The organism is Streptomyces smyrnaeus (genome assembly GCF_017676345.1).
Taxonomy (GTDB): Bacteria; Actinomycetota; Actinomycetes; order Streptomycetales; family Streptomycetaceae; genus Streptomyces; species Streptomyces smyrnaeus.
Map to the genome: position 1 here is coordinate 58,407 of NZ_JAFFZM010000023.1, position 16,425 is coordinate 74,831.

Sequence of the window (16,425 nt, forward strand, 5' to 3'; positions counted from 1 at the left end):
CCCGCCCTGCCCACCCGGGGGCCGGGGAACCTCGGGAGCGGGTCAGCCGGCCGCCGCCTCCCGCTTGTCCCGGCGGCGCAGCACTGCCAGCGCCACCAGCGCGATCACCAGCCACACCAGCCCCACCCAGTGCGCCTCACGGTTGGCGGTGACGATCACCGCGACGACGATTGCGAGCCCCACCAGCGGCACCGCCCAGTCCCACAGCGCGCTCATCCGATGCCGCTCGGCGCTGCCTTCGGCCTGTCCGCTCCCGGCCGCCGGTCGCCCGCCCCCGCGCCGTCCCAGCCCGTAGTAGCCCATGACCGACAGATGCAGCATGCCGAAACCGAACAGGGCGCCGATGTCCACGATGGAGACCAGCCGGTCCAGACCGTCGGCGGCCCGCGCGGCCCACACCGCGGCGCACATCGTCAGCACCGCACTCAGCAGCAGCGCCCGCCCCGGCACCCCGGTACGCAGCCCGACGCTGCCCAGGAAGCGCGGCAGCCGCCGGTCCCGCGCCATGGCGTACAGCAGCCGGGAGGCCGCCGCCTGCCCGGCCAGCGCCGCGAACGCGGCGCCGATCGCCTTGCTGACCGCCACCGTCGTCTCCAGCCAGCCGCCGATCGCCGACTCGGTCGCGGCGTAGAAGGCAGCCCCCTGCTCGGCCGGGTTCTCGGCGAGATGGCGCGAGGAGTCCTGCGACAGCAGCGCGGCCAGATACGTCTGGAGCACGAAGAGCACACCGGTCACCAGCAGGCACCACACCAGTGCCCGGGCGACCAGCCGGGCGCTGCTCCCCTTGCCGCCCACCGCCTCCTCCGCGAAGTTCGCGATGGCGTCGAAGCCCAGGAAGGACAGCACCGCGACGGAGACCGCGCCCAGCAGCGCCGTCATCGAGAAGGCGCGGTCCCCGGTCAGGGGCGAGAGCCAGCCGCGCTGCGGCCCGTCCTGCGCCAGGACGACGAGTGCCGCGACGACGAACACCAGCAGCACCAGGATCTCCATGGCCAGCACCAGAAAACCGACCACTGCCGCACGGCGTACGCCCGAGAGATTGAGCGCTGTTGTCACCACCACCGCGATGGCCGTCCAGATCCACTGGTCCACCTCGGGCACCAGCTGCGCCATGGCGATCCCGGAGAAGAGGTAGGCGACGGCCGGGATGAGCAGATAGTCGAGCATCATCATCCAGCCGGCCACGAAGCCGGGGCCGTTTCCGAGGCCCACGCGCGCGTACGCGTACACGGAGCCCGCCTGCGGCACCGTATGGATCATCCGGGCGTACGAGTAGGCCGTGAACGACATGGCCACCGTCGCGACCACGTACACCAGCGGGACCACACCGTGGCTGCGCGCGTCCAGCGCACCGTAGATCCCCACCGGCGCCATCGGCGCGATGAACAGCAGCCCGTAGACGATCAGGTCGCGCAGCGACAGGCTGCGCCGCAGGGAACCGCCCGGGCCGCCTCCCAGGATGTCGGCTGTGTGCGAGCGAGCTGAAGGCATGGGGCCAGCTTGCCGCAGATCACACCTGTCGGCAGCGGACACACGCCTGGCCCCGTGCGCGCTGCGCGACCGCGCGCCCTCCGCGCTTCCACGCTCCCGGTGCTCCCCGGAAGGACATGAGTACGGCCCTTACGATGGAGCCATGACTGGTTCGCCCGACCGCAGGCCCGACGACGCACCGGAAGCCGACGCTCCGCAATCCACCGCTCCGGGCCGCCGCCGCGTCCTGCTCGCGGCCCCCCGTGGCTACTGCGCGGGCGTGGACCGCGCGGTGATCGCCGTGGAGAAGGCGCTGGAACAGTACGGCGCTCCGATCTACGTGCGGCACGAGATCGTGCACAACAAGTACGTGGTCCAGACCCTGGAGAAGAAGGGCGCCATCTTCGTCGAGGAGACCGACGAGGTGCCCGAGGGCGAGATCGTCATCTTCTCCGCGCACGGCGTGGCACCCACCGTCCACCAGGAGGCCGAGCGCGGCAAGCTCGCCACCATCGACGCCACCTGCCCGCTGGTCACCAAGGTGCACAAGGAGGCCGTGCGGTACGCCAAGGAGGACTACGACATCCTCCTGATCGGCCACGACGGCCACGAAGAGGTCATCGGCACCAGCGGCGAGGCCCCCGACCACATCACGCTGGTCGACGGGCCCCAGGATGTTGAGAACGTCGAGGTCCGCGACCCCGAGAAGGTGGTGTGGCTCTCCCAGACCACCCTTTCGGTGGACGAGACCATGGAGACGGTCGACGCGCTCAAGGGCCGCTACCCGAACCTCCTCTCGCCGCCCAGCGACGACATCTGCTACGCCACCCAGAACCGCCAGACCGCCATCAAGCAGGTCGCCGCCGACGCCGACCTGGTGCTGGTCGTCGGCTCCAAGAACTCCTCCAACTCCGTACGCCTGGTCGAAACGGCCCTGACGCACGGCGCCAAGGACGGCCACCTGGTCGACAACGCGGACGAGATCGACGAGGCATGGCTGGAGGGCGTCGAGACGATCGGCCTCTCCTCCGGAGCCTCCGTGCCGGAGGTGCTGGTCGACGGCGTCCTGGAGTGGCTGGCGCAGCGCGGCTGGGACGAGGTCGAGATCGTCAAGCCGGTCGACGAGCACATGCAGTTCTCGCTTCCCAAGGAGCTGCGCCGCGATCTGCGTGCCGAGGCCGCCGAACGGCTGCGGGCCTGACCCCGACGGGGCCGCCCGTCACCCGCTCTTCCCGGCGCGCCGCCAGGCACGGCGGCGCTCCAGGCTGAGTGCTCCCTTCCGGATGAGCGCGATCGCGGCGGCGGCCAGCGTGCCCGCGTACAGCCACACCGCGTGCAGGGCGAGACCCGTGAAGACGTTCTGGAGGACACCGGTGAAGCCGTCGCCGGTGCCCCCGGCGAAGAACAGCCCGATCGTGTACGCGAGGGGAGCGGCGACCGGCGCGGCGAACAGCTCCGCCGGCCGTACCCACACCGCGGCGGCCATGGCGACGAGCAGGAAACCGATGCCGTAGAACGCGGGCGCCCCGCCGGGCATCAGCGATACCAGACCGCCGAGCAGCACCATCAGCAGCGAGGCGAACACTCCGACGCCCAGCCCCGTCAGCCGCGGTGCCTGCCGGGCCGTCCCACGCCGCGGTGTCCGCTTGCGGTCGGCCGACTGCCGGTCGGTCGACCGCCGGTCCGCCGGCTGCCGGGACGCCGCCCGCCGGGGGGCGGCTCTCGATGCGGCGCCGCTCGCACCGGCCGAGGGCCCCGCCTGCGCCGGGGCATGCGCCTGCGCCTGGGCTCCGGGGTCCGCGGGCGCGGGTGCGGCCAGGTGCGGGAGCCTGGGGCTGTGCCGGACGGCGGCCCCGCCCCCGTCGGCGCCGCTGCCCGGGGGAGCGGCACCGTACCGCTCGTACGGATCGTGCTGGGTCGTGCGCGCGCTGCGTTGCTCCACCTGGCCACGGTAGGTGCTGTGGGGGCGCAGGCGAGGTCATGGACACGCGGATTCCGCCAATACCACCGAACCGGCACTGTGCAGCTCCGGGCAGGGCCCGGCAGCGCTGGTGCGGGCGCCCGTAGACTGGGTGGTCGGCCTCCGGGCCGTCTGTCCGCGCAGAGACCCCACTATGGAGATCCCCCGCCAGGGGCAACGGGAAGTAGTCGCAACGTGTCGCTCACGATCGGAATCGTCGGCCTGCCGAACGTCGGCAAGTCGACCCTTTTCAACGCCCTGACCAAGAACGAGGTGCTGGCGGCCAACTACCCGTTCGCCACCATCGAGCCGAACGTCGGCGTCGTGGGCGTCCCCGATCCCCGGCTGGGGAAGCTCGCCGAGCTGTTCGACTCCCAGCGCGTCCTCCCCGCAACCGTCGACTTCGTCGACATCGCGGGCATCGTGCGCGGCGCGAGCGAGGGCGAGGGCCTGGGCAACAAGTTCCTGGCGAACATCCGTGAGTCCGACGCCATCTGCCAGGTCATCCGCGCGTTCAAGGACGACAACGTCGTACACGTGGACGGAAAGATCTCGCCCAAGGACGACATCGAGACGATCAACACCGAGCTGATCCTGGCCGACCTCCAGACCATCGAGAAGGTCCTTCCCCGGCTGGAGAAGGAAGCGCGGGTCAAGAAGGACAAGCAGCCGCAGGTCAAGGCCGTCCAGGAGGCGAAGGACATCCTGGAGGAGGGCCGCACCCTCTTCTCCGCCGGCCTCGCCCAGGGCACCGAGCGCGCCGAGCCGCTGCACGAGCTGCACCTGCTGACCACCAAGCCGTTCATCTACGTCTTCAACGTCGACGAGGACGAGCTGACCGACGAGGCCTTCAAGGAGGAGCAGCGCGCCCTGGTGGCCCCCGCCGAGGCGGTCTTCCTCAACGCCAAGCTGGAGGCCGACCTCGTCGAACTGGACGAGGAAGAGGCCCTCGAACTCCTCCAGACCGTCGGCCAGGAAGAGCCCGGCCTCGCCACCCTCGCCCACGTCGGCTTCCGCACCCTCGGCCTGCAGACCTACCTCACGGCAGGCCCCAAGGAAGCCCGCGCCTGGACCATCAAGAAGGGCGCCACAGCCCCCGAAGCCGCCGGCGTCATCCACACCGACTTCCAGAGGGGCTTCATCAAGGCCGAGGTCATCTCCTACGAGGACCTCCTGGAAACCGGCTCCGTGGCCGAAGCCCGCGCCAAGGGCAAGGCCCGCATGGAGGGCAAGGACTACGTCATGCGCGACGGCGACGTGGTGGAGTTCCGCTTCAACGTGTAGCGCGCACCGCTGACTGATCGTCCGCGTCCAGTCAAACCATCAGGTCAGGTGGGGTGGGTCCGATGCCGGGCCCAGCCCGCCGGGATTCTGGTCGCTGGTTGGTCGCTGGTGAACTGATAACTCGTCACCGGGCGCCTGGGAACGTGGCGCCGACCGGCTGTACGCGCTCGGCGACGGGTCGCGGCCCCGCGCCGGTGCGCGCGCTCAGGACGCAAGCAGCCGACATCTCCAGCAGGCCGGTCCCGGTCCTCAAGACGACGCTGTACAACAGGCCACGACCGGCTCGGGCAGCGCAGAGCGAGGCCGTCCTCTGGCGCTCGACGGAGGAACTGCTTCCGTCCTTCGCACGCGAAGGCATGGCGCTCAACCTCGAAGCGCACCCGGACGACTTCTGCGAGGAGCACACTCCCGTCGTCGACCTCGTGCGCGCCATCGACAAGCTCTGGCCGAACTGTCTGTACTGCGCCCCGCACTCCGTCCCCCAGCTCTTCGAGCTGGGGGGACACCCCAAGGCACGCCGGCGCGTATCCATCAGCACCTCGGCATCGGCCAGGGCCAAGGTCGACTGGAACAGCTTCTTCGGTACCCAGCGTGAGCTCAGCTTCGACGGGGTCGCCACCGCCTGTGTCTTCGCCTGGGAGGAGCGGGCACGTGAGCCCTCGGCGCTGATGCCGGACCGCATCACCAAGGAGCCGGCCCCTTGAGAGGTTCGCGCTCCGGGAGGTGGCGCGGATGCCGGCGGGAGGTAGGGCTGCGGGTGCCGCCCCTTACCTCCCGGGTTCACCCTTCACCTCCCGAGGCGGTGCGCCCCCTTATCTCCGGAAAGGTCTGTCGAGTACTCCTGACGGCCTGGTGAGGAAGGCGCTGTCGGGCCGGGCCTCTGAGCACAGAAGTAACTTCTGCCCCTCCAGTAACAGTTGCCTCAGGTGAGTACTGCCCTGGAGGATGTGGCCGTGCCAACTCATGCCTCAAGAACTGCGCTTGGCGATCCCTGGCCGCATGTCCGTACTGCCTGGCCGACACGTAGTGCCCCCCTCTACGGCCAGGATTTCGCGCGCGACCCGTTCTCGTACTACCAAAGTCTGCGCAAGACCTTCGGTCCTGTGGCGCCTGTCACCCTGGAGGAGACCGGCGCCTTCCGCGGGTACCTCGTCCTGGACCACGCCTACCAGTTGGAGATTCTCCAGAACCGCGGCCATGTGTGGACGCGGGACTCCCGCTGGTACCGCGACTTCGCCGAAGGTGCGCTCCCCGACCACCCGCTGATTCCCCAGATCGCCTACCGGCGCAGCCGCCTCTACGCCGAGGGCATGGAGCACTCACGCCTCTCCGGTCCGGGCAACAAGGCGCTGGCCAAGATCGACCTGCTGTTCACCCGCACCCTCATCGAAGACCTCGCGGAGCAGCTCATCGCCTCGTTCTTCCCCGCGGACGGGCCCGGGGAATGGAACGAGGCCGACATCCTCGACCAGTACGCGCTCCAGCTGCCGCTGCTGGTCATGATGCGGCTGATGGGTATGGACGAGGCCGGCGCGCTGGCCACCGGCACCGCTATTCACGAGATGCTCAGCGGCGGTCCCGGGGCCCACCGTGCCGCCGCGGATCTCGACGTCCGGATGCGGGCCCTGGTGGAGGAGAAGCAGAGGGACCCGGGGCCCGACCTCATCTCCTGGATGCACCACTACAACCGGCAGATGGAGCAGCAGCTGGACGTTCATGAGCTGAGCGAGGACGTGTGGCTGCAGATCGTCTGCGGGCGCGGCGCCGGCAACACCTGGATCTGCAACACCGTGTTGGAGTTGCTGACAAATCCGGAGCTCAACGCGGATGTCATCGCCGGGCGCTGTCAGATGGAGGAGGCGATGAACCGCGTCATGTGGGTCAACGCCCCCGTCCAGAACCTCATCGGCCGCTGGGCCACCCAGGACACCACGCTGGGCGGCTATCCGGTCAACTGCGGGGACATGGCGATCATCTGCCTCGCTGCGACCGGAGGTGACCCGATGATGATGTCGACCAGCTGGGACGTCTCCCGCACCAACAGGTCGCACCTGGCCTGGGGCGCCGGTTCCCACGGCTGCCCGGTACCGGACCTGGGCACGCTCATCGTCCGTACGGGGCTCGAAGTGCTGTGGAACAGGCTGCCGGGCATGCGGCTGGCCGTTCCCAAGGAGAGCCTCACCTGGGACCTTCCGTACATGGCCAGGTCGCCCACTGCGCTTCCCGTGATATTCCCTTATCCGCCGACTTCTCCCATGAACGGACAGCAGTGGACAGCACAGCACCGCTTTCTCTCGAACCCGCCCCGGCCGATCTCCACGGAACGGAAGGCGCAGCCCTCCGAGCCGCAGGGCCGGTTGCCACTGTGGCGCTCCCTGGTGGCGTGGTGGCCAAAGCGGTGACGACGCGGGAGGCGGGCGCCCTGGTGCTGGGCGACCCCCGCTTCTCCAAGGACATCCAGCACTGGGGCGCGCACGCACGCGGGGAGATACCCGCCGACTGGCCGCTGCTGTTCATCGTGGAGGGCAAGGGCCTGCTCACCACCGACGGCGAGACCCACCGCCGGCTGCGGCTCCCCATCCAGCGTGCCATCTCGCCCCGCCGCGTAGCGGCGCTGCGTCCCCAGATCGAGGCCATTACCGACCGCCTGCTGGCGGGGCTGGCCGCCGTCCCCGCCGGGACGGAGACGGATCTGCTCGCCGGGTTCGCGCTGCCGCTGCCGCTGGATGTCATCTGCTCACTGCTCGGCGTGCCCGAAGACGGCATCCTGCGCAAGGAGTTGCACGAGCTGTCGGCGGCGGCGTTGAACTCCGAGGCCAGCGCGGAAGAGGTGCAGCAGACGGTCTCCCACCGCTTCCCGGCGACGCTGCTGGCACTGATCGAGGAGAAGCGCGCCCGCGGCGACCGGGACGACCTCACCATGGACCTGGTTGCCGCCATGGACGAGGGGGAGCTGAGCGAGGCGGAGGTCATCGGAAACCTCGTGACCACCGTGATCGGCGGCCATGAGACGACGGCCAGTCTGATCTGCCACGCCGTCAAAGGGCTGCTGACGCACCCCGAGACGCTCCAGGCCGCGAGAGCCCGGCAGGAGGCGGGGGAGGACCCGTGGCCCGGCATCGTGGAAGAGGCGCTGCGCTGGGAGTCTCCCACCCGTCATCTGATGTTCCGTTACGCGCTCGACGACGTGGACGTCGAGGGCGACATGATCCGCAAGGGAGAGGCCGTACTGGTGCCACTGTCGGCCATTCAGCGCTGCCCGCACGCCTTCCCGGACGGTGATCCGGAGGTCTTCGCTCCCGGCCGTGCCGACGCCTCCCGGCATCTCGCCTTCGGCTACGGCCCGCACCGCTGCCCCGGTGCGTCGCTGGCCCGGCTGGAAGCCGAGATCGCCCTGCAGCGGCTCTTCGCTGCCTTCCCGGGACTGGCTCTCACGGGACGGCCCGCCTCCCGGGTGCCGTCCCTGGGCATCAACGGCTACCAGGAACTGCCGGTCCGGCTGCGCTGAGGCCGACACTGCCGGTGGTCGGCCCTTCCCGTTGCTCCCGGGGGCTCCGCCCCTAAGGCCCCGGTCCTGCCGGACGGGCCGACTTCAGCCCGTCCGGCACTCTCTCGCGGCTCCCGTGCCGGCGGCACTGGGAAGAGCTGGAATTCTTGCAGGTCAGAGCCTTGGGGTGGAGTTCCGGGGCAACGTCTGGTGTGCCCCGACGGCTGATCGGCTCACTTGCGCCAGAACAGGTGGTGCGTCACGCCGCTCGGGCTGGGGACGACGTCCTGGTGGAACCGGTCGAGCAGTTCGTCGGGGGACTGCCACAGCCGGGACCCGGAGCCGAGCTTCGTCGGGGCTACCGCCACATGCAGGGTGTCGACGAGGCCGGCCTCCAGGAACCGACGGATGGTCGTTGCCCCACCGCCGAGCCGGACGTCCCGGCCCTGCGCTGCCTCCTTCGCCCGGGCGAGCACCGCGGCCGGGTCGTCGTCGACGAAGTGGAACGTGGTGTCGGACAGCGTGAACGACGGGCGCTTGTGGTGCGTCATGACGAACACCGGCGTGTGGAAGGGGGGCTCGTCACCCCACCACCCCTGCCACTCGTGGTCCTGCCAGGGCCCGCGCTGCGGCCCGAACTTGTTGCGGCCCATGATCTCGGCGCCGATGTTGCGGGTGTGGTCCCGTGTGAAGTAGTCGTCCAGGCCTCGGCTGCCGGCGGGCCCGGAGCGGCTGACGGGTGGGTGGTCGGTGGCGAAGGCCCAGGCGAGCAAGGTCCCCGGATCGGCATGGCCGAACGGCTTCTCCAGGCTCTGGCCCTCGCCGGCGCCGAACCCGTCGCTTGAGACGGTGAAGTTCTGGACCCGCAGCAACTGGCTCATGTCGCTCCTCCTGCTTCGCGCTTTGTGATCACTTGACGAACGGTGGACCGGCCGGGACGGGAAAACTCATCGCCGCATCGTGCCGTTCTCATCAAGCTCCCGCAGCCGCGCGCCGGGCGGCGACTCCCGGTGGGTGGTCGACCGCCTCCGCAAAACCCATGAGGGCGTGCCCGACGCACAGACCGCACAGTGAGACGGCCAACTCGATATCGCTTTAGTAGCAGTTCGGCATACCAATCCTTCTAAAAAGGGACAATACCGATACGCCAGCAGGACGGAATTCCGCTTTCCCGGCTGCTGCCAGGGTCGGCTGAACTGGCAATCGTCTCGGTCTGTCGACGTCTTGGAACTCAGCGCTGTTGCGGGTTCCCCGCATGGCGGTAAATGCCTCAAGTGGCGGCTGTGGCAGATGTGTTGACGCTCCTCATGATGCTCCACTACGTTCCAGAAGTCCCTGAGATGTCCGGCGTTCATACGCGTCGATGTCACAGGGAAGTCCGTGCCGACTTCCGTTCGGAAGGAACAAAATGAGCGAAGACCTGCTGGAAGACGAATTCTCCCTCGACCTGCGTGTTGGCCACGCGGAGGCTTCGACCAGTTCCGCCGCTGCCACGGACAACGGCGGTTGCGCGACGTCGCGCACATCGCTGTGCACCGACACGCTCAGCGGGTGCTGCTGACACGCCGCATCTGATGTGACGCACATCCATGGCGAGCCACGCGGAGGGCCCTGCAGTCCGCGCTCAGGGGATTTCCGAGCCCTCCGTATGGTCGTTCGCCGAGAAGGTCGAGAAGGCTGAGATTCGCTGAGAAGGCCGCGAGAGCTGAGAGAGGGAACGGCCGCGTTATGGAGTCCCGTTCCGCGGGGAAAGTGACCGACGACGAGGTTCTGCGTCTGGCTCGCGAGGTGGCTGATCGGCTCATGGAATCGGCCGGGGAAGCCGAAGGGAAGGCGGATCTCGCCGACGGTGCCCCCGGCATCGCGCTCGCCCTCCGATATGCCGCCGAAGTCTTCGGCGACGACCGCTACTTCAAAGCCGGCCGGCTCCAACTGCGCCGCACCGCCGAGGCGAGTGCCGCCGCGCCCTTGCGCGCGCCCGGTCTGTACCTCGGCACCGCGGGTGTCGTCTGGGCGGTGACCGAGTACGCCCGAGTGGAGCCGCGCTACCTGCCGACGCTCGCCACGATGACGGACCAACTCGCCCGGCAGACGCTGGCGATCAAGCTCGACACCGCCGCGGGAAGCGTCGCCTCGCACGACTACGACGTCATCGGGGGCGCGGCCGGCTGGCTCGCCGCGCTCTCCAAGGCGGCGGGTGTCCTCGGCGGGCGCGCGACGGACGCGGTCAGGGAGGCCACGGACCGCCTGGTCGACTACCTGGTGGAGCTGTCCCGGGACGACGGCGGCAAGCTCAGGTGGTTCTGCGCGCCCTCCCATTTCCCCAGCATTCCCGGCCCCGACGGACAGCCGACGCCCCTTCCGGGATATGTGAAGAACTTCCCCGACGGCGTCTACAACCTGGGATTCGCCCACGGGCCGCCGGGTATTCTCGCGGCCCTCTGCCGTCCCGACGCCGCCCACGCGGTCGGCGGCGCGGCCGGCAGCGCGGGGCAAGAAGCACGGTCACGCCGAGTACGGCAGGGAGTTCGCGACCTCGCCCGGATGCTCGAATCGCTGCGCATCGACGGTCTCGACCATCCGGCGTGGGCCAACCTTCTGCTGCCCCACCCGGACACCGGGCGCCCCGACACCGATGCTGAGCAGGTACCGGCCAGGAGCGCGTGGTGCTACGGCCCGCCCGGCATCGCAGCGTCCCTGCTGCCCGCCTCGGCGGCCTGCGGCGACCCGGAGCCGACCGACCTCGCGGTGGCCACGCTCCTCGGTCTCGAACGCACACCTGCCGACGATCAGCGTCTCAACTCGCCCACGCTGTGCCACGGGCTGGCGGGGCTGGTGACCATCTACGGCCGCGCCGCCGCACAGACCGGCCTGCCGGACCTGCGGCGCATGCACGACGAGTTCCTGTCGCGGATGTGCTCGTACGCGGACCCGGACCACCCCTATCTCTTCCCCGACTACGACCCGTGGGGGCGGCAGGAGCACAACGCCGGCCTGTTGACCGGTGCGGCCGGAGTCCTGCTCGCCCTTCTGGGCACCGTGTCCGACGCGGCGGCCGAGTGGGACGAGGTGCTGTTCCTGACTCCCAGGCCCCCGAGCGGGTACGGGCCGGGCGGGAGCGGTGCGGCACCGAACCGGGATCGAGGAGCGGGGGAGACATGAACGAAAAAGGCGCCGACATCTACCGGGCCTGCGGGTTCTTCATGCTCAGGGCGCCGGCCCTGCCCGCGCGCCCGATGCTCGAACTGCTCAGATCGCTGCCGATGGCGGATGTCGGCGCCGTGCGTACGGATGCCTGGCAGGACGATTACGCGGATCAGCTCCTCAAGCTGTGGTGGACCCCGGGCGTGCCGGACGCCGTGCGGGCCGCCTCGCCTCATCTGGCGGACGCCGTCGAGCGGTTCGACGGCCTCACCGGCAAGAACCGGCGCAAGGCCGTGCGCGGCCTGGGCCGCTACCTGAACCGGATGAGCTTCCGCTCGACACCGTTCGGTCTCTTCGCGGGCGTGGCCACCGGCGTGTTCGGTGCCGAGCAGCGCACCCGGCTCGGGCACGGCGCCATCGGAAGGGCCCGCGCACGCGCGGACTCCGGGTGGGTCATGCACCTGGTGAAGCGGCTCGCCTTCGGCGCGGAACGCCCCAGCGAGCTGCGGGTGCGGCGCAACGATCTGCTCCATGTGGCCCGCGGCCGGGTGTGGCTGTCCACCGCCGAGGGCTATGGGCTCAACGACAGGGCACAACCCGCTCTCCCCGGCGCGAACGGCGGCGAGGGGCGGACCGCGCCCAAGGGGCGACGCTCCGTCAGCGTGCGGCTGACCGCGCCGATACGGACCGTGCTCGACCTCACCCGAACCCCGACGACGCTCGGCGACCTCACCGCCGCGCTCACCGAGGCCTATCCGAACGCCGGTGCCGAGCGGATCACCACGCTGATCGAGGGCCTGTTCGACAGCGACATCCTCATCACCGCCGAGCGCCCCCGGCTGCTCGTCCCGCCGGCCGGCCGGACGGACCGGGCCGACTCGCTGCTCCGCTCGATGCTGCCGCCCGTCACCGACCCCGCCGTCGCGCGCGCCGTCGACGGTATGGAGGCGGCGATCGGCGCATTCAACCAGGGCGAGATCCCGGCACCGGAGCTGCTCAGCACGGCGAGCGCGCCGATGCCCGACGCCATCGGCGGTCATCGGGGCCCGACCCTCCAGCTCGACTCGGCGCTGAACCTCGACGCGCCGCTGGTCCTTCCCCGGCCGGTGGCCGACCTGGCCGAAGAGGCCGCCCATGTGCTCCTGCGGGTGGGCGCGGAGGACCGCTACCCGCCGCATCTCAAGGAGTACGCCGACGCGTTCTGCGAACGGTACGGCCACTGCTCCGAGATCCCCCTGCTGGAGGCGCTGACCCCGGAGACCGGCCTCGGGCCGCCGCGCAGATACCGCTCCCCGGGACGGTCCTACCCGCTGCCCGGCGTCGTCCCGGAGTCCGCGGACGGGCCTCAGGTGCCGGACGGGTCGTCACGGGAGGCCGTGCTGACCCGGCTGGTCACCGGGGCACTGGCCCGCCGGGAGCTGAGCGTCCAGCTCGACGACCGGCTGTTCGACGAGCTCGCCGAGGCCTCGGCCGCCGAGGACGACCACCGGCCGCCGATGCCCGTCCTCGATCTGCACCTGGGCCTGCTGCCACCGGGGCCCGGTCGTGATCAATGGCGCGGTGTCTGCGGTACCGCCGGGGTGGGGATGGGCGGTCGGACCTTCTCCCGTTTCCACGATCTCCTCGACGACGGGACCCGGGCGTCGCTGCGGGAGCTGGCCGCCGCCGAGGAACAGCGGCAGGGCGACGCCGTCTGCGCCGAGCTGTCCTCCCTCCCGCAGGACGCCCGGTCCATCAACGTCCTGATCCGCCCCACCACGCACACGTGGGAACTGCCGGTCAACGTCACGCCGGGCCGGGACGAGAGCCATGTGATCCGGCTGGACGACGTCCTCGTCGGCGTGGCCGACGGAAAGCTCTATCTGCGCAGCCGCACCCTGGGCCGGCGGCTGCACGTCACCGACCGCACGATGCTCACCTGGGCGGGCGCGCCGGACCCGTGCCGGTTCCTGCTGGAGGTCTCCGAGTCCCTCTCCAGCACGGTCTCGTGGTTCAGCTGGGAAGGCCTGATCTGGACGATGCCGTTCCTGCCCCGCGTCGAGCGGGGCAACCTGGTGCTGCGCCGGGCGCGGTGGCGGCTGCGCCCGGGCGAGCTCACGCCGTCCGGCAGCCCCTCCGACGGCGACGGCGGCGACGGACTGGCCGGGTTCGCCGACGCCGTCGGCGCCTGGGCCGAGAGGTGGATGGTGCCCCGCCTGGTCAACATCGCCAGCAACGACAACACGCTGCTGCTCGACCTCACCAGCGCTCCTTCCCTGCGTGAGCTGCGCGACAGCCTGGAACAGGCTCCGGAGGACGGGATCGTCCTGGAGGAGGTCCTGCCCGCGCCCGACGAGGGCTTCCTGCGGGACGCCGCCGGTGAGGCGTACGCCTCCGAGATCGTGGTTCCCCTCGTACGGACCAGTGAGGACCCGGGCCCGGTGGCCCGGCATGTGCGGCCCCGCCCGGTCCGCGACACCGCCGAGGATCCCGGGGCACGGATCAAGCGGGTCGGCAGCGACTGGCTCGCCGTGAAGCTCTACGCCGAGCCGGACGCGCACGACGCGCTGCTGGGCGTGGGCCTGGCCGGGCTCGCCGGGCGACTGTCCGAACAGTACGGCGTGGCCGCCCCGTTCTTCCTGCGCTACGGCGATCCGGCCCCCCATCTGCGGGTGCGGTTCTTCGTGCCCGATCAGGCCGCGCGCGCGGATGTCCTGCGCGAGGTGACCGCCTGGGCCTACGACCTCGCCCAGGGCGGACACATCTCGGACCACACCTTCGTCAGCTATCAGCGAGAGGTCGAGCGGTACGGCGGGCCCGAACTGATCGCCGACGTCGAGGAATGGTTCCGGCAGGACAGCGCGGCCGTCGTCCAGCTTCTTGGGCACCTGCGCCGCTCGGCCACCGGTCTGCCGGGGCTGCCGGACCTCGGCATGGACGCGTCCCAGGAACGTGCCGCGCTGGTCACCCTCACCGTCGACCGGCTGTGCGCCTCCCTGATCCCCGAACCCGAGGCCCGCCACGCCCTCGCCCGCATCGCGGCGTCGCGCAACTCCGGCGGCGGTCTGTACCGGACGGCCGGGCGCAGCCTGTGGACCGCACGCGCGGAAGACGGCCCGGCCCGTGAACTGCTCGACCGAACCACCGCCGTGTGGCGACCGGCCGCGGAGCGGCTCACCCGCCGGATGGCCGAGCTGGAGGGGAGAGGCGAACTCCAGGCGGACCGCGGCGACATCGTCCTGGCCCTGCTGCACATGCACTGCAACCGCATGGGGTTGCGTCCCACCGAGGAGGCGATCTCCTACGGGGTGTGGCGACGCCTCCTCGACCGGGCCGCGCACGCCTCCCGCTGAGCCGCCGATCCGGACACCGCACCGCGTCCCTCGCACCGCGCGGATCGCGGTGCAGCAGGCTCCGGGAACTGTTCGTGCTGCGCCGGGGGGCTCGTGCGGCGTTTTGAGAAGTCGACTCGTGCGGAGCAGGCGGGCATGCGGCTCGACGGCGAGGAGATCCGGGCGCCCTGGCACTGGCGGGTCCCCTTCGGGGGACACCCGCTGCTCATCCGGTTGCTGCAGTCACTTGCCGGCGCCGACGGGGCCGACCGTGACCGGGGGTGTGGGGCTGTCGGAGACCGGCAGATTGATGCTGGTCGGCAGGGTCTGGGACTGGGTCTCGTTGGGCGGGGTGACGACGAGGCTGGTGACGGTCACACCGCTGCCGCCGGTGTCGTTGCGCGGGTAGTGAAGGGTGAAGCGGGTCGTCTGGCCGGGCTGGAGGGTGACCGTCGGGGGTGCGGTGTTGTTGCGGGCGGCGTTGAACGAGCCCGCGTTGCTCTTGAGGTCGACCCCCGGGAAGCCCCGCAGGGTGCAGGTGGCGGAGCTGGTGTTCCTGAGGTTCACCAGAAGGGTGCCCTCGGCCATGCCGCTCGAGGTGCTCATCGCGAGCCCGGGGGTCTTGCAGAAGCCGGAGTCGGCCGCCCCGCCCCCGGAGCCTCCTCCCGTCGTCCCTGCGGAGCCCTCGTTCTTGTCGTCCGACGACGCGGGCGGCGCGTCGTCGTCCTTGGCGCCGCCGCCGCGCGGATCGGACGACGACGAGGGGGACGCGCTCCGCTTCTTCGACGAGTCCTTGGGGGAGTCGGCGGGCGCGGGTGCCGCTTCCCCGGCCACCTTCTTGGGGGCGGAGGACCCCGACCCCTCACTCCCGCAGCCGGTCAGCAGCACTGCGGCAGCCCCCACCGCGGCAACCGCTGCCAGGCGTGCGCTCCCATCGACGCGCCGCCGCCCGGAGGCTGCTGGTTCGGCCCGTCCGCTTGTCCGCGCCGCGTGCTGCTGCTGTTCTCTCACTGTCGTCACTTCCTGATCATTCCGCGCGAAAGTCCCCTTGATACGGACAGCCGAGCCCCCTCCGCCCGGCTCTTCCGTTGTACACAGTCTGATGATGGGCACGACAGGAAAGTTCATCACGGGTCTGCGTCTTGCGAACCGCCACCGCTTCTTTCCAACCGCCGCCGCGCGGCGGCCCGTGCGCCCGGGCCGGCAAAGCGGCCGCCGGACAGCGCGGGTCACAGGGCAGGGTGGATGGCGCTTCGCGTGGGGCGCCGCGTTCCGAAGTGGTGCACACCGGAGCGGTGCGCGGGGGCGGCGTCCGCCGTCACGCCCACCGGTCCGGTGCTCTCCTGCGGCCCGGCCAGGGCCCGCCCCCGGCTCTCGGCGGTCTCCTCGCCCTCCGGCGCCGTGCTCTGGGCGAGGTAGGTGCGCCAGGTGCCGGTCCCCAGCACGACGCCGATGGCGAGTGCGAGGGCGGCAAGCACGTCGGAGGCCTGAACGCCGGGGCGGCGACGACCTTCGGCGGGCCGCCGCTCGTCCTCATCATGGTCCGCGGCTGCGCCGTCGTGGCGGGTCCACCACCGTCGCCTCGTGTCCGGGTCGCGGGGCTCGTCCACTGCTCTCACCTGCCCTCGTCGCTGCTTGTCGCCGGTCGGTCGCCGTCCCGTCCGTCTGTGTCCGACCACCGCGCCGCACCGGCCCGTCCCCACGTGTGATGCCGTACCCGGCGCAAAAGTTCACGGCTGTCTCCTCGCTGTTCCCCGGCCGGGCCGCCT

At 70.8% G+C, this 16,425-nt stretch carries 12 protein-coding genes and 2 pseudogenes; 9 read left to right on the forward strand and 5 right to left on the reverse strand.

What is annotated here, in order from left to right; all coding sequences use genetic code 11:
- Positions 1–42: 42 nt before the first annotated feature.
- Positions 43–1,491, reverse strand: coding sequence for an APC family permease (locus tag JW613_RS29630; RefSeq protein ID WP_209213960.1), 1,449 nt, complete (start codon positions 1,489–1,491; stop codon positions 43–45).
- 142 nt (positions 1,492–1,633) lie between these two features.
- Between JW613_RS29630 and JW613_RS29635 the strand changes: the two genes are divergently transcribed.
- On the forward strand, positions 1,634–2,671 hold the full coding sequence (locus tag JW613_RS29635; protein ID WP_099883750.1) for a 4-hydroxy-3-methylbut-2-enyl diphosphate reductase: 1,038 nt from the start codon (positions 1,634–1,636) through the stop codon (positions 2,669–2,671).
- Positions 2,672–2,689: 18 nt separating this feature from the next.
- Here JW613_RS29635 and JW613_RS29640 read toward each other — a convergent pair whose 3' ends face one another.
- Positions 2,690–3,412 carry a DUF6542 domain-containing protein gene (locus JW613_RS29640; RefSeq protein WP_209213961.1) on the reverse strand — a complete coding sequence of 241 codons (723 nt, stop codon included), beginning with the start codon at positions 3,410–3,412 and terminating at the stop codon, positions 2,690–2,692.
- 213 nt (positions 3,413–3,625) lie between these two features.
- Here JW613_RS29640 and ychF point away from each other — a divergent pair, with 213 nt between their 5' ends.
- The 5 genes and pseudogenes from ychF (at position 3,626) to JW613_RS29655 (ending at position 8,222) form a co-directional block, all read left to right on the forward strand.
- Complete coding sequence (gene ychF / locus JW613_RS29645; RefSeq protein WP_209213962.1) at positions 3,626–4,714, forward strand: redox-regulated ATPase YchF; 1,089 nt, start codon at positions 3,626–3,628, stop codon at positions 4,712–4,714.
- Positions 4,715–4,989: 275 nt separating this feature from the next.
- A pseudogene (locus tag JW613_RS36960) lies at positions 4,990–5,190 on the forward strand (sugar phosphate isomerase/epimerase); the annotation flags it as partial.
- A gap of 29 nt (positions 5,191–5,219) precedes the next feature.
- Positions 5,220–5,418, forward strand: a pseudogene (locus tag JW613_RS36965) (sugar phosphate isomerase/epimerase); the annotation flags it as partial.
- 399 nt (positions 5,419–5,817) lie between these two features.
- Entirely contained in the window at positions 5,818–7,116 is a 1,299-nt protein-coding gene (locus JW613_RS36085) for a cytochrome P450 family protein (RefSeq protein WP_307866090.1), read from the forward strand.
- Positions 7,113–8,222, forward strand: a complete 1,110-nt coding sequence (locus JW613_RS29655) for a cytochrome P450 (protein ID WP_307866091.1) — start codon at positions 7,113–7,115, stop codon at positions 8,220–8,222. The genes JW613_RS36085 and JW613_RS29655 overlap by 4 nt, the downstream gene beginning before the upstream one ends.
- Positions 8,223–8,434: 212 nt before the next feature.
- On the opposite strand, the gene JW613_RS29660 is transcribed toward JW613_RS29655, so the two are convergent.
- Positions 8,435–9,082: a dihydrofolate reductase family protein gene (locus tag JW613_RS29660; protein ID WP_209213964.1), complete on the reverse strand. Its 648-nt coding sequence runs from the start codon at positions 9,080–9,082 to the stop codon at positions 8,435–8,437.
- A 527-nt stretch (positions 9,083–9,609) separates the two neighbouring features.
- Between JW613_RS29660 and JW613_RS29665 the strand changes: the two genes are divergently transcribed.
- The 3 genes from JW613_RS29665 (at position 9,610) to JW613_RS29675 (ending at position 14,677) form a co-directional block, all read left to right on the forward strand.
- Positions 9,610–9,762, forward strand: a complete 153-nt coding sequence (locus JW613_RS29665) for a hypothetical protein (RefSeq protein ID WP_209213965.1) — start codon at positions 9,610–9,612, stop codon at positions 9,760–9,762.
- 167 nt (positions 9,763–9,929) lie between these two features.
- A complete protein-coding gene (locus tag JW613_RS29670) occupies positions 9,930–11,363 on the forward strand; it encodes a lanthionine synthetase C family protein (protein WP_209213966.1) in 1,434 nt (477 codons plus the stop codon).
- Entirely contained in the window at positions 11,360–14,677 is a 3,318-nt protein-coding gene (locus JW613_RS29675) for a lantibiotic dehydratase (protein WP_209213967.1), read from the forward strand. The genes JW613_RS29670 and JW613_RS29675 overlap by 4 nt, the downstream gene beginning before the upstream one ends.
- 222 nt (positions 14,678–14,899) lie before the next feature.
- Here the strand turns inward: JW613_RS29675 and JW613_RS29680 are convergent, their stop codons facing one another.
- Together JW613_RS29680 and JW613_RS29685 are read right to left on the reverse strand one after the other, a co-directional pair.
- Entirely contained in the window at positions 14,900–15,676 is a 777-nt protein-coding gene (locus JW613_RS29680) for a DUF4232 domain-containing protein (protein WP_307866092.1), read from the reverse strand.
- Between the two features lie 209 nt (positions 15,677–15,885).
- Complete coding sequence (locus JW613_RS29685; RefSeq protein ID WP_209213969.1) at positions 15,886–16,266, reverse strand: hypothetical protein; 381 nt, start codon at positions 16,264–16,266, stop codon at positions 15,886–15,888.
- Positions 16,267–16,425: the final 159 nt, after the last annotated feature.